Source organism: Streptomyces sp. NPDC000134 (assembly GCF_042899225.1).
Lineage (GTDB): Bacteria > Actinomycetota > Actinomycetes > Streptomycetales > Streptomycetaceae > Streptomyces.
The window spans coordinates 363,254-376,138 of record NZ_JBIAZN010000002.1; the positions used below are offsets into that span (position 1 = coordinate 363,254).

Annotated in this window: 9 protein-coding genes; 7 read left to right on the forward strand and 2 right to left on the reverse strand. The window is 75.4% G+C overall.

Annotated features, from left to right (window positions below; genetic code table 11):
- Positions 1 to 102: 102 nt before the first annotated feature.
- Positions 103 to 2,874, reverse strand: a complete 2,772-nt coding sequence (locus ACFY32_RS04080; RefSeq protein ID WP_390673366.1) for an ATP-binding protein — start codon at positions 2,872 to 2,874, stop codon at positions 103 to 105.
- A 301-nt stretch (positions 2,875 to 3,175) separates the two neighbouring features.
- Here ACFY32_RS04080 and ACFY32_RS04085 point away from each other — a divergent pair, with 301 nt between their 5' ends.
- The 3 genes from ACFY32_RS04085 to ACFY32_RS04095 all read left to right on the forward strand — a co-directional run bounded on the left by ACFY32_RS04085 (position 3,176) and on the right by ACFY32_RS04095 (position 6,733).
- Positions 3,176 to 3,841 carry a LuxR C-terminal-related transcriptional regulator gene (locus tag ACFY32_RS04085; RefSeq protein WP_359194784.1) on the forward strand — a complete coding sequence of 222 codons (666 nt, stop codon included), beginning with the start codon at positions 3,176 to 3,178 and terminating at the stop codon, positions 3,839 to 3,841.
- A 103-nt stretch (positions 3,842 to 3,944) separates the two neighbouring features.
- Complete coding sequence (locus ACFY32_RS04090; RefSeq protein WP_359194781.1) at positions 3,945 to 4,607, forward strand: DUF4255 domain-containing protein; 663 nt, start codon at positions 3,945 to 3,947, stop codon at positions 4,605 to 4,607.
- Positions 4,604 to 6,733 (forward strand): AAA family ATPase, encoded by a 2,130-nt coding sequence (locus ACFY32_RS04095; RefSeq protein ID WP_390673367.1) that lies wholly within the window; start codon positions 4,604 to 4,606, stop codon positions 6,731 to 6,733. Before ACFY32_RS04090 ends, ACFY32_RS04095 begins: the two co-directional genes overlap by 4 nt.
- A gap of 13 nt (positions 6,734 to 6,746) precedes the next feature.
- Here the strand turns inward: ACFY32_RS04095 and ACFY32_RS04100 are convergent, their stop codons facing one another.
- Positions 6,747 to 8,195 (reverse strand): RICIN domain-containing protein, encoded by a 1,449-nt coding sequence (locus tag ACFY32_RS04100; protein ID WP_390673368.1) that lies wholly within the window; start codon positions 8,193 to 8,195, stop codon positions 6,747 to 6,749.
- Between the two features lie 265 nt (positions 8,196 to 8,460).
- Here ACFY32_RS04100 and ACFY32_RS04105 point away from each other — a divergent pair, with 265 nt between their 5' ends.
- The 4 genes from ACFY32_RS04105 to ACFY32_RS04120 are packed head-to-tail and all read left to right on the forward strand — an operon-like array spanning position 8,461 to position 11,199.
- Positions 8,461 to 10,068 (forward strand): phage tail sheath subtilisin-like domain-containing protein, encoded by a 1,608-nt coding sequence (locus ACFY32_RS04105; RefSeq protein WP_359194772.1) that lies wholly within the window; start codon positions 8,461 to 8,463, stop codon positions 10,066 to 10,068.
- Positions 10,069 to 10,118: 50 nt separating this feature from the next.
- The gene (locus tag ACFY32_RS04110) at positions 10,119 to 10,562 is read left to right on the forward strand and encodes a phage tail protein (RefSeq protein ID WP_359194769.1); all 444 of its coding nucleotides are present in this window, start codon (positions 10,119 to 10,121) and stop codon (positions 10,560 to 10,562) included.
- Positions 10,562 to 11,047: a hypothetical protein gene (locus tag ACFY32_RS04115; protein WP_359194766.1), complete on the forward strand. Its 486-nt coding sequence runs from the start codon at positions 10,562 to 10,564 to the stop codon at positions 11,045 to 11,047. The genes ACFY32_RS04110 and ACFY32_RS04115 overlap by 1 nt, the downstream gene beginning before the upstream one ends.
- Positions 11,044 to 11,199, forward strand: coding sequence for a DUF6760 family protein (locus ACFY32_RS04120; RefSeq protein WP_359194763.1), 156 nt, complete (start codon positions 11,044 to 11,046; stop codon positions 11,197 to 11,199). The genes ACFY32_RS04115 and ACFY32_RS04120 overlap by 4 nt, the downstream gene beginning before the upstream one ends.
- The last annotated feature ends 1,686 nt before the right edge of the window (positions 11,200 to 12,885 follow it).

Sequence of the window (12,885 nt, forward strand, 5' to 3'; positions counted from 1 at the left end):
CGTCCGGGAGGACCTGGTCGACCCTCCGGGAGTACCTGGTCAACCGTCCGGGAGGACCGGACGCCGCCCTTTCGCGGTCGGTCCGGCCCCCGACCCCGGCGGTCACCCCGGCACGGCCGTCTCGCCCCCGCCCCCGGCCCCCGGCGCCCCCGCCCGCTCCAGCGCGTCCCGCAGTTCCGCCCGGCGGCGTATCCGCAGCTTGCGGTAGGCGCTGGTCAGGTGGGTCTCCACGGTCCGCCGGGCGAGGTGCAGCAGGTCGGCGATCTCGGTGTTGGTCCGGCCGTCGGCGGCCAGTCGCGCGATCCGGCGCTCGCTCACCGTGAGGGCGCCCGACCCGGTGCCGGGCGTGGCGGCGCGGCGGGCACCGCTCTCCCGCAGCGCCGCGCCGGCCAGCGTGCCCCACCGCACGGCACCCGTCCGCTCGGCCCGTTCCGCCGCCTCCCGCAGCACGTCACGGGCGTGGGAGCGCTCCCCCGCCGCCATGAACTGCCTGCCCTGCGCGATCAGCGCCGGGATCAGCTCCAGGTCGGTGCCGGGGGCCTCCCGCAGGACCCGGACCGCCTCGGCGGCCAGCTCCCGGCCGCGCCGACCGCCGGTCGCGGCGCCCAGCACCCGCAGGGCGCGGCCCACCGTGCGCGGGGTGTCCCACACCCGGGCCAGGCGCAATTCCTCCTCGGCGAGGGCCACGGCCTCCCGGGTCAGGCCCGCCGCCAGCCGGATCTCGGCGACCGCGGTGCGCCACGGGGTGACGACGGGGCTGACCACCTCCCGGGCGGCCTGCCGGCGCCCGCACTCCAGGAAGTCGTGCAGCGCCCCCGGCCCGTCGCCCTCGGCGGCCCGCAGCACGCCCCGCGCGTACAGGAAGCGGTTCAGCTCCCAGTTGTCCGGTGCCCGGCTCAGGTCGAAGCCGTCCGCGACCCGCCGCGCCTGGGCCGGGCGCCCGGTGTGCACCAGCGCCAGCACCCGGTGGGCGTCGGCGTTGGACGGCCCGGCCGCCGCGCCCCGGCCGGTGTCGTCCGCGAGGACCTCCAGGAGCTTGTGCTGGTCGCCCCGCGCGGCGGCGATGTCCGCCCGGGTGTTGACCAGCGCGTGGTGCGTGGGGTGCAGCAGGGACAGGCGTTGCAGGGCCAGTCCGCGTTCCACCAGCCGGTCCGCCTCGTCGAGTTCGTCGGCCCACTGGGCGACGGCGGCGGCCGTGCCCAGCAGGAAGGGCTCGGCGAGCGGGTCGGTGGGCTCCGCGAGCAGGGCGCGCACCCGTTCCATCGCGTCCCGCGCCGAGATCAGCCCGGCCGTGGCCGCGTACCGCACGAGCAGGGCCTGTCCGGCGGTGCCGACCCGTTCGGGCGAGCGTTCGGCGGCCTCGCTCAGCCACCGGTACGCCTCCCGCCGCTGCCCCTGGTCGTGGTCGGAGAGCAGCGCGGAGGCGGTCTGCATGGTGCGGGCCAGCCCCGGGTGCCCGGCGAGTCCGCCCTCGGTGCGGCGCAGCATCCGCATCGCGGTGCGCACCTCGCCGCGGCCGGCCAGGGCGGTGCCCAGGGCGACGGCGGTACGGACCCGGTCGCGCGGCTCGGCGGGCAGGTGCAGGGCCTCGGCCAGCCGGGCGATGGCGGAGGCGGCGCCGGCCGACACGTACTCCAGGGAGCCCAGTTCGGTCAGCAGCCGTTGCCGCAGGCCGTCCGGCAGCGGCTCGTCCAGGGCGCGGCGGAGGTAGCCGACGGCGGCCTCGGGGCGGCCCTCGTCGACGGCGAGGGTCGCCGCGTCGCGCAGCACGCGCAGCGCCCAGGGCAGGCCGACCGGGCCGGCCCGCAGCAACTGCCGGGCGACCGCCTCGACGCGGGCGCCCCGGCGGAGCATCGCCTGCGCGGCCGTGCGGTGCGCGGCCTGCCGGCGGGCGGCCGGCCAGTTGCTGAGGACGGCGTCCCGCAGCAGCGGGTGGGCGTAGCGGCGGCGCCCGGCGGCGTCCGGGCGCAGCAGGCCGATCCGGGTCATGGCGGTGAGCCAGCCGGTCACCCGGTCCGGGTCGGCGCCGGCCGCCTCGGCGAGCAGGTCCGCCGGGTCCGGGTCGCTGTCCGGGGCCCAGGTCTGTTCCAGCGCGGCGAGCACCCGGGCCACCTCGGCGGTCGCCGGCCCGGCGTTCTCCAGCCACCAGGCGACGGCCGCCGGGTAGGCGCCGGGGTACAGCGCGGCGCAGGTGTCGGGCACGGGCTGCTGCGGGATGCCGTGCAGGTCGTCCAGGAGGGCGTGCAGCAGCAGCGGGCTGCCCGCGGCGGCCCGTACGCAGTCCGCGGTCCAGGCCGCGCCGGCCAGCGGGCGGGCGGCGCGGACCAGGCCGGTGGCCGCGTCGTCGCCGAGCGGGGCGATGGTGCGGGTGCGTACGAGGGACGGCGACAGGGTGTGGGTCAGGCCGGCGGGCGGCGGTTCGATGTCGTACTGGCTGCGCTCGGTGACGACCAGGAGCAGCGCTAATCGGTCGACCCGGCGGGCCGCCTCCACCAGCCAGTGGCGCGAGGCGTCGTCGGCGAGGTGGATGTCGTCCACGGCGAGCAGCACGGGGCCCTCGGCGGCGTACGCGCACAGCGTCTGCCAGAGCCGGCCGCCGTCCCCGGGTTCCGGGAAGGCGAACCCCAGGGCGGGCGCGAAGAACTGACCGACCGTCGACAGGGGCACGTCGGTCTCCCGGGGTGAGCAGCGGGCACGCAGCACCCGGATGCCGAGGTCCGCGGCGTGCTCGGCGGCGGCCTCCAGCACGGCGGTGCGGCCCGTGCCGGTGGCGCCGCGCAGCAGGACCAGGCGCCCGGAACCGCCGCGGACACGCTCGGCCTCGGCGGCGAGCAGCGCCAGGACGTCCGCGCGTTCGCGCAGCTTCTGGGTCATGACTGCCTCCATCCTTGCCTCCTGTCCTGCCCTTGGGGCTCTGGTGGGTGAGAGGGACGAACCCGCCTCATGGTGGTGTGAGGTGTCCCACAACTGCCGCGGCCGGAACCCCCGTCCGGTCGACGCACCACCGCTGAGCTGCGGTTCCGTCTTGGTGGGTGAGGGGTTCTCGCGCTGTTCTCGTGGTGCGGCTCGTGGTTATCAACGATTGCCCGCGCCACCTGGTTCACAGAAGTGTGGAACACGCCCATCCGTCTACCGACCTCGCCGGACTACGGGCCCGTGAACAGGGGGGAAACGGTTGCTCACCACACTGCGGACCGGTACGGACACCGGCATCGCCGCCACGCGGCGCCGGGTGCCCGTGGCGGTGACCGCCCGCGATCCGATCAGCTTCGAGGGTGCCGTCGGGCAGTTGCGCCGGCATCCGGACATCGACCTGCGCGAGGAGTCCGGTCCCGGCACGGTCGCGCTGCTGATCGAGGACGCCCTCGACGAGGCGGCGCTGGTACGGCTGCGCCGGGTGGCGCGCAGCGAGGGGGCGCGGGCCGTGCTCGTGGTGGGCGCGCTGCGCGAGAACGAGCTGCTCGACGTCATCGAGTGCGGGGTCGGCGCCATCGTGTGGCGCCAGGAGGCCACCGGCCACAAGCTGGCGCAGGCGGTCCTCGCCGCGTCCCGGGGCGACGGCGATCTGCCCGCCGACCTGGTCGGCCGGCTGATGAGCCAGGTCGGCTCGCTGCACCGGGGCACGTCCGGGCGGACGGGCACGCCTTCCATGGGCCTCACTCCCCGCGAGGTGGATGTCCTGCGGCTGGTGTCCGAGGGCCTGGACACCGGGGAGATCGCCGGCAAGCTGTCCTACTCCGAACGCACCGTCAAGAACGTCATGCACGGGCTGACCACCCGCCTGCATCTGCGCAACCGCGCGCACGCCGTGGCCTATGCCCTTCGGGAAGGCTACCTCTGACCGAACGGGCGATCGAAGGCGGCTCGCGGGGCAACTCTTCTGCCCCGACGGCCAGGTGGCGGGTCAGGACGGTACGGCGGGACGGCAGAGCGGGAGCGCGGCAGTGATCCACGAGGTGGACCAGGTCATCAAGGACCTCCTCGACGGCGGGGTCCTCGCGGGCTCCGGCATCGACGTGTCCTTCGAGGCACCCACCCGCGACTGGGCGGCCCGGCGCAACGGGCCCGTGATCAACACCTATCTGTACGACATCCGCGAGGACGTCTCCCGGCGCCAGCGCGGCCACACCGCCGTCCGCGACGAACGGGCCATCGTGGTACGGCGCCGCCAGCCGCCGCGCTGGTTCCGGCTGTCGTACCTGGTGACCGCGTGGACGAAGACCCCGCAGGACGAGCACCGGCTGCTGTCCGCCGTCCTCGCCACCCTGCTCCCGCACGAACTGCTGCCCGCAGCCGGGCTGCCGGGCGCGCTCGGGAAGCTGGGCCTGACGGTGCCGCTGACGGTGTCGGGACTGCAGTCGGAGTCCCGTTCCCTCGCCGAGATCTGGTCCGCCCTCGGCGGCGAACTCAAGCCCTCCCTGGACCTGGTGGTGACCGCGCCCTTCCCGGCCTTCCCCGAGTACGACGCCGGGCCCCCGGTCACCGAGGGCGCGCTGGTCCGGATCGGCACCCTGGACGACGACGACCCGTCCCCGTCCTCGGAGCGCGCCCACCGCCCCCACCAGGTGGCGGCGGCCCGAGCCGCCCGTGACCCGGAGAACCGATGAGCACCTCCGCACCGACCGCCGGCGCCCCCGCCGACGGGCTCCCCGAACAGCCCGCCGAGCAGCCCGCCGAACAGCCCTCCGGACGGGCGGCCGAGCAGCCCGCCGAGCAACCCGCCGGACGGGCGGCAGAGCAACCCGCCGGACGGGCGGCCGAGCCGGCCCGGCCGCTGCTCGCGAGGCTGGCCGGGCTGCGGCACGCCGTGGGGGCACTGGTCGACCGGCGGGCCGCCGACGACCCCACGGCCGACGACCCGCTGCGCGGCCTGTACCTGTCCGAGGACGCCGTACGGCACCTGCTGGACACCTGGCCCGAGGCCGCCCCGCACCCCGGCCTGTCCGAGGACCCGCCGTCCGCCCCGGCCGACCCCGACGACCTGCTGGGCAGCCTGGCCGCCGGGCTGCGGCTGACCGAACTGGACACCGCCGTCCTGCTCATCGCCCTCGCCCCGGACCTGGACCGCACCTTCGAGCCGCTGTACGGCTACCTCAACGACGACGTCAGCCGCCGCCGCGCCACCGTGGGCCTCGCCCTGGACCTGTGCGGGGTGCCCGCGCACCTCCCGGCCGCCCGCGCCCGCTTCCACGCCTCCGCCCCGCTGCGCGCCCTGGGCCTGCTGGAGGTGGCGGAGCCCGAACGCCCCTTCCTCTCCCGGTCCCTGCGCGTACCCGGACGCCTGACCGCGCACCTGCTCGGCGACGACACCCCCGACGCCGCCCTGGTGGGCCACCTCCAGCCGATGCCGCGGCTCCCGCCCGAGGGCGACGACCCCGACTTCGTCCGCCGGCTCGCCGCCCGCCTGCGCCTCGGCCCGTGCACCGGCTACCTCCGCGAGCGCCAGGAGGGCGACGGCCTCGCCGTGGCCGCCGCCGCCCTGCGCACCGCGGGCCTGGACGCGCTCCGCTTCGACGGCACCGAGGCCCACGTGCCCGGCCTGCTGCGCGAGGCCCGCCTCACCGGCCGGGCCGTCGTCGTGCCCCGGCTTCCCGAGGAGCCCGGCCCGCTGGTCCGGGCGCTGACCTCGGCGGCGGACGTGACCGTCCTGCTGACCGGCACCCGCCCCTACGACCCCGAGTGGTCCCCGCACGACCCCCTGGTCCTCCAGGCGCCGCGCCGCCCGGCCGGCGGGACGGCGGCGTGGCGGACCGCGCTGGGCCCGGACACCGACGGCTTCGACCTGGCGGCGACCGTCGCCCCGTACCACCTCGGCGGCGAGCGCGTCGCCCGCGCGGCCCGCGCCGCCCGGTCCCTGGCCGCGTTCGACGGGGTCCCGGTGGGCGCCGCGCACGTCCGGCTCGCCGCCCGCCAGCAGTCCGCCTCGGGCCTGGAACGGCACGCCCGCCGCATCCGCCCCGAGGTCGACTGGAACGACCTGGTGCTGCCCGACGCCCCGCTGACCCAGCTCCGGGAACTCGCCCTGCGCGCCCGGCACCGCGACCGGGTCCTGGGCGACTGGCGGCTCAGCGCCGGCGGCGGCCGCGGCCGGGGCGTGCTCGGCCTGTTCGCGGGCGAGTCCGGCACCGGCAAGACCCTGTCGGCCGAGGTCGTCGCCGCCGACCTGGGCCTGGACCTCTACGTCGTCCAGCTCTCCTCGATCGTGGACAAGTACGTCGGCGAGACCGAGAAGAACCTCGAACGGATCTTCTCGGAGGCCGACCGCACCGACGCCGTCCTCCTCTTCGACGAGGCCGACGCCGTCTTCGGCAAGCGCTCCGAGGTCAAGGACTCCCACGACAAGTACGCCAACATGGAGAGCGCCTACCTGCTCCAGCGGCTGGAGTCCTTCGACGGCATCGCGCTGCTCACCACCAACCTGCGGGCCAACATCGACGAGGCGTTCACCCGCCGGCTCGACCTGGTGGTCGACTTCCCGTTCCCCGACGCCGGGCAGCGGCAGGCGCTGTGGCGGCACGGCCTGTCGCACGTCCCGGCCGCCGAGGGCATCGACCTGGCGCCGCTGGCCCGGGAGTTCGAGCTGGCGGGCGGCTCCATCCGCAGCGCCGTGGTGACCGCCGCCTACCTCGCCGCGGGCCGCGGCGGCACGGTGACGGCGGACGACCTCCTGGAGGGCGCCCGCCGTGAGTACCGCAAGGCCGGGCGGCTGGTGCCCGGCGAGGGCACCTGGTAGCCGGCCCGGCCGGTCACGCCTTGGTGCGCCTGACGATCGTCCACTCCTGGTCGTCGTCGTTGCGGCAGTCGAACAGGGTCAGGTTCGCCCCGTCGCCGCCGTCGCTCCACCCGGCCACGTCCAGGCACTTGTTGTTGCTGGCGAAGTTGCGGACCCAGTAGGCGCCGCTCTCCTGCTTGTCCAGCCACCAGAGCTGGTTGTCGTCGGTGGTGCCGGCGCAGTCCGCCTCGGTGATCGGCGTGGTGATGGGCTCCGCCCCGTTGTTGGGCAGGTCCATGCAGAGCCCGTCCTTGTCGTTGCGGATCAGGAACAGCGGCGTCCCGCCGGGGCCCGACTTCGGGTACTTGACGTCCAGGTCCCACAGGTGGTTGTCGGCGTCGGTCTGGTTGCAGGTGGACTGCTGGACGTTCACCTGCCGCCCGCCCCGGCCCTCGCCCGGCAGGTCGGCGCACTTCTTGGTGGTGGCGTTGCGCAGCAGGATGTCGTCGGCCGGCACGATCCCCGGCTTCTTGGGCTTCTTGCTCGGCGACGGCGACGCCTGGCCGCCCCCGCCGCCACCCCCGCCGCCGCCGCCCGCGTCCTCGTCACCGGCGGGCGCGGACGCGCCCGGCTCGGGCTCCTCCGGCTCGGGCGTCGGCGAGGGCGTGGCCAGCGGCTTCTCCGCCGACGGGCTGGGCGCCAGCGCCACCCCGGCCTCCTGCGGACTCTCCCGCGCCGCGCTGCTGACCTGCGGCTTGTACGCCAGCCAGATGATCGCGAAGGCGATCACCAGGGCCATGAAGGCGCCCGTGAACGTCGCCAGCCAGCCCGGCAGGAAACTCCGCTGCACATAGGTGCCGTCCACGCCCACCGGCGGCACACCCGAGCGCTGCACGGCCAGCGTGTACGGCCGCTCCTCCTTGGCGCCGAACCAGATCACCCGCTTGGGCCGCAGCGTCGCCTTCACGAACGCCGCCCGGCCCGGCTCGATCTGCACGCTGCCCGGATGGATGTCGTACGACAGGTGGTCGCCCTGGTCGGTACCGCTGACCGAGGCGGTCACCCTGGTGTTGCCCAGGTTGTCCACCGCGAGCCGGGGCCGGCCCCGGAACCGCCCCTTCACGGTCGGCGGCACCAGCTCGGCCCGCACCTCCGTGAACGGCGTGATGGTCAGGTTCCCCTCGGGGACGGTCACCGCGTCCGGATGCTCGGTCGGCGTGATCCGCACCGCGTACGGGTTGGGCCCGGCGGCGGCGTCCGGAGTGCGCGGCGGGGCGAACGTCAGCTCCACCGTGCCCGTCGTCCCCGGGTAGAGCCGCATCGTCGGCGGCTCCACCGTCGTCCAGGGCGCCAGGTCGCCGACCGGTTCGAAGCGGTACTCGTCGACGATGTCACCGGTGTTGCGCACGCGCAGCCGCACCCGGGTACTGCCACCCGGGTCGACGGTCGCGGACGCGGGTTCGAGGGAAGTCCACAGGCTCACGCGTCGACGCTAGCGACCGCCCGACGCCGCGTCAGGAGGCGGCCGGGCAGACCGGGTTGCCCGAAAGGTCAGGTGCGGCCGTCGAGAGCCGGGCGGGCCCGGCACGGGGCCGGTGCGCGGGGTCAGCCCGGCCGGCGCTGCCCCCAGGGGCACGGCACGGGGCAACGACACTGCCCCCACACCGGCACCGGGGGACGTTTCGTCCGGGATGAGGCACGCGCGAGTGTGAAGGGCGTCCTGTCTCGTACCCCGAGGAGAGCAGAGCATGCCGTCCTACCTGTCGCCCGGCGTCTACGTCGAGGAGGTGGCCAGCGGCTCGCGTCCGATCGAGGGAGTGGGAACCTCCGTGGCGGCCTTCGTCGGGCTCGCCCCCAGCGGCCCGCTGAACGAGCCCACCCTGGTCACCAACTGGTCCCAGTACGTCGCGGCCTTCGGTGACTTCACCGACGGGTACTACCTGGCGCACTCCGTCTACGGCTTCTTCAACAACGGCGGCTCGGCCGCGTACGTCGTCCGGGTCGGCGGCTCCGCCGACGGCCTCGCCGAGGACGGTTCCGCGAACGGCGCCCGCCCGGCCGCGCTGGCCGGCACCGCTGCCCCCGCCGCGCTGCCCGCCGCCGAGCCCCGGCAGCTCGGCACCTTCACCGTGACGGCCACCGCCGCCGGACAGCACGGCCCGCTGAGCGTCGAGGTCGCCGACCCCGAGGGCGAGGGCCCCGCCGAGCGCTTCAAGCTGATCGTCAAGGACGGCGACAAGGCCGTCGAGACCTTCGACGTCAGCGCCAAGAAGGGCAACCGCTCCTACGTCGTCACCCAGGTCAAGGAGCGCTCCAAGCTGATCTCCGTGGCCGAGGCCGCGCCGTCCGCGCAGTTGGCCCGCCCCGAGAACCAGACCGTGGCCCTGCCCGCGCCGCCCGCCGCCCCCGCCGAGGCCGCCCCGGCCGAACAGGACGGCAGCGCCGACCCCGGCCCGGCCCAGTACCTCGGTGACAGCGCCGACCGCACCGGCTTCGGCGGCCTGGAGGCCATCGACGAGATCTCCATGGTGGCCGTGCCCGACCTGATGGCCGCCTACCAGCGCGGCGCGATCGACCTGGAGGCCGTCAAGGCCGTCCAGTTGGGCATGATCGCCCACTGCGAGCTGATGGGCGACCGCGTCGCCATCATCGACCCGCCGCCCAGCCTCAACGCCCGCCAGATCCGGGTCTGGCGCCAGGAGACGGCCGGCTACGACTCCAAGTACGCCGCCCTGTACTACCCGTGGATCAAGTCCTTCGACCCGGCCACCGGCCAGTCGAAGATCGTCCCGCCGTCCGGGCACGTCGCCGGCGTCTGGGCCCGCAACGACTCCGAGCGCGGCGTCCACAAGGCCCCCGCCAACGAGGTCGTCCGCGGCGCCGTCGACCTCGAACTCCAGATCACCCGCGGCGAGCAGGACCTGCTCAACCCCGTCGGCGTCAACTGCATCCGCGCCTTCCCCGGCCGCGGCATCCGCATCTGGGGCGCCCGCACCCTCTCCTCCGACCCGGCCTGGCGCTACCTCAACATCCGCCGGTACTTCAACTACCTGGAGGAGTCCATCCTCCTGGGCACCCAGTGGGTGGTCTTCGAGCCCAACGACCAGAACCTGTGGGCCCGCATCCGGCGCAACGTCTCGGCGTTCCTGGTCAGCGAGTGGCGCAGCGGCGCCCTCTTCGGCTCCCGGCCGGAGGAGGCGTACTACGTCAAGTGCGACGAGGAGACCAACCCGCCGGAGTCGGTCGACCTCGGCCGGGTCGTCTGCGAGATCGGCATCGCCCCCGTCAAGCCCGCCGAGTTCGTGATCTTCCGGCTGGCCCAGTTCTCCAGCGGAAGCGGCGAACTGGAGGAGTAGGCGGCAGCCCGCTCCTCACCCCTCCCCACTCCTAGAAGGACGCGAAACAGGTGCTTCCCAACCCGGGTGACTCCCTAACTTCACACAATTTCGGCCTGCAGATCGACGGCGTGATGGTCGAATACCTCGCCGAGGTCAACGGCCTCAGCCTGGAGCAGGACGTCATCAAGCACTACCAGAACTCCCAGCAGGGCAAGCCCGAGGTCAGCCTGATGCCCGGCACGCAGAAGGACGGCCAGTGCACGGTCGTGCGCGGCATGACCCAGTCCCCGGCGTTCACCACGTGGATCAACGACTCCATCGCCGGCCAGATGAGCACGGCCCGCAAGAACGCCTCCATCATCATGATGGACTACCAGAACAACCCGGTGAAGCGGTACAACATGCGCAACGCCTGGTGCAGCAAGGTCGACGCCAGCGCGCTGAAGGCCGGCGAGGCCGCCGCCCTCACCGAGACCGTGACCATCGTCTTCGAAGAACTGGTCATCGAGTAATGCGGCGTTCGGCTGTCGGTGCGCCGCGCACGGGCCCGGCCACCCCGGCCCCGGAGCCGGAGGCCACCCCTCCGGCTCCGGCCGCCGCCCCGGCCGACCCCGCGCCTCGCCAGCAACTGCGCACCGAGTTCCCCTTCGAGCTGCCCCGCGGCTACGTCGACGACTCCGGCACCGTCCACCGCGACGGCGTGATGCGGCTGTCGACCGCCCGCGACGAACTGATCCCGCTGCGCGACGTCCGCGTCCAGGAGAACCCCGCGTACCTCTCTGTGGTCCTGCTCGGCCGGGTCATCACCCGCCTCGGCACCCTGCCGATGGTGCACGACGGGATCGTGGAGAACATGTTCGCCTCCGACCTGGCGTTCCTCCAGGACTTCTACCGCCAGATCAACGCGGAGGGCCACACCCGCGCGGCCGTGCAGTGCCCGCACTGCTCGGAGCCCTTCGAGGTGGAACTCGGCGGGAGCCGCCTGGGGGAATCGTGACGTACGCGACCGACCGGCTGCACGAGGAGATCGCGTACGTCGCCTACCACTTCCACTGGAACCTGGAGACGATTCTGGACCTGGAACACCACGACCGCCGCCGCTACGCCGACCAGATCGCCTCCCTCGTGACCCGCGCAGCGGAGGGCTGACCGGTGGGACTGCTGAACCGCTGGCGCGGCAGGGGCGAAGGCGCGGACCAGGGGACGGGCACGCCTGGTCCTTCCGAGACGGGTGCGGGTGCGGTGCCGGGCGCGAGTGCGGTGCCGGGTGCGGGCGCGGGCGCGAGTGCGGTGCCGGGCGCGGGTACGGGCCCGGCAGCGGGTGCCGGGGCCGCCGGTACGGGCTCGCAGGCGCGCGGTGGTGACGCGGGCGGGCGTACGGGTCCGGTCGTGGCCTCCTGGTCTGCGGTACCGCCGATCCAGCGCAGCACGGGCACGGGACGTACGGGCGTCGCGGACGCGGCGTTCGGCGGACGCCTGCCCTCCTGGCAGAACCCGGCGTTCATGTCGGTGCCCTCGCCCGCCGTCCTGAACACGGCCCCGGACAGCATGCTCTCGGGGTTCACGGGGGCCGCCCGGCCGGTGACGGGACTCGAAGGCCCCGCGACGCCCCGGCCGCTCGCCGGTCCCGCGCGGGAACCCCAGGTGCAGCGGGCCCCGGCGGTCCCGCTGCGGTCGCTGCCGACGGAACCGGCGCCGGCCACGGCTCCCCGGCCCTCCGCCGCGCCCGTGGCATCCGCACCGGCCGTCCGCGCGACACCCGTGACCTCCCGTCCGGAGCCGCCCACCGCCGCACCGGGCGTCCGCGTGACGCCCGCGGCCTCGCGCCCGCCCCGGGAACCCTCCCTGACCAGGGCACCGGCCGGGCCGACCGCCGTACAGCGCAGGGTCCTCCCGACGACACGCCGCGAAACTCCGACCACGCCGAGCGCCGGCCCGGGACCGGCCGACCCGTCGCCTGCCGACCCGTCACCTGCGCATCGGGGCTTGGGTGCGGGCTCGGGTGCGGGCTCGGCTCTGGGTGCGGGTGCGGGTGCGGGTGCGGGTCCGGCTTCGTCTCCGGGCGCGGCTTCGTCTGCGGGCGCGGGTGCGGTCCCGGGCGCGGGTGCGATCCCGGGTGCGGGTGCGATCCCGGGTGCGGGTGCAGTCCCGGCTCCGGCTCCGGCTCCGGCTCCGGCTCCGGCTCAACGAACGAGTCCGGTTCAACGAGCGACTCCGCATCGAGCCCCGTCCCCGACGCGGGGCCCGTCGGCGTCCCCTTCGGCGCCCACGCCGGCTCCTCGGCAGGCCCCGAGCACTTCGGCTGCCACGCCGGTCCAGCGGGCGTCGGCCCCGTCGGTGCCCGCCCCGTCCCGGCAGGCTCCCAGCCCTTCGGCACCCAGCCCGAGCAGGCAGGCCCCGGCACCCTCGGCACCGACGCCGGTCCAGCGGGCCTCGGCCCCATCGGCGCCCGCCCCGACCCGGCAGACCCCGGAGCGAGCGGCGAAGCCCTCGGCACCCACGCCGGCCCAGCAGACCCCGAACGCCTCGGCTCCCACGCCGGTCCAGCGGGCGTCGGCGCCTTCGGCACCCGTCCCGTCCCGGCAGACCCCAAGCCCCTCGGCACCCGCCCCGACCCGGCAGTCCCCAAGCCCCTCGGCACCCGCCCCGACCCCGCAGGCCCCGAGCCCTTCGGCACCCGCCCCGACCCCGCAGACCCCGAGCCCCTCGGCACCCGCGCCGGTCCAGCGGGCCTCAGCCGCTTCGGCGCCCGTCCCGACCCGGCAGACCCCGGGCCCTGCGGCACCCGGCCCGACCGACCGGGCGTCGGGCCCCTCGGCGCCCCGCGCGAGTGCG

Excerpts from the sequence above, each read along its gene's own strand:
- ACFY32_RS04080 (WP_390673366.1), bottom strand. The coding sequence starts at position 2,874 with ATGACCCAGAAGCTGCGCGAACGCGCGGACGTCCTGGCGCTGCTCGCC.
- ACFY32_RS04095 (WP_390673367.1), top strand. The coding sequence starts at position 4,604 with ATGAGCACCTCCGCACCGACCGCCGGCGCCCCCGCCGACGGGCTCCCC.
- ACFY32_RS04105 (WP_359194772.1), top strand. The coding sequence starts at position 8,461 with ATGCCGTCCTACCTGTCGCCCGGCGTCTACGTCGAGGAGGTGGCCAGC.
- ACFY32_RS04115 (WP_359194766.1), top strand. The coding sequence starts at position 10,562 with ATGCGGCGTTCGGCTGTCGGTGCGCCGCGCACGGGCCCGGCCACCCCG.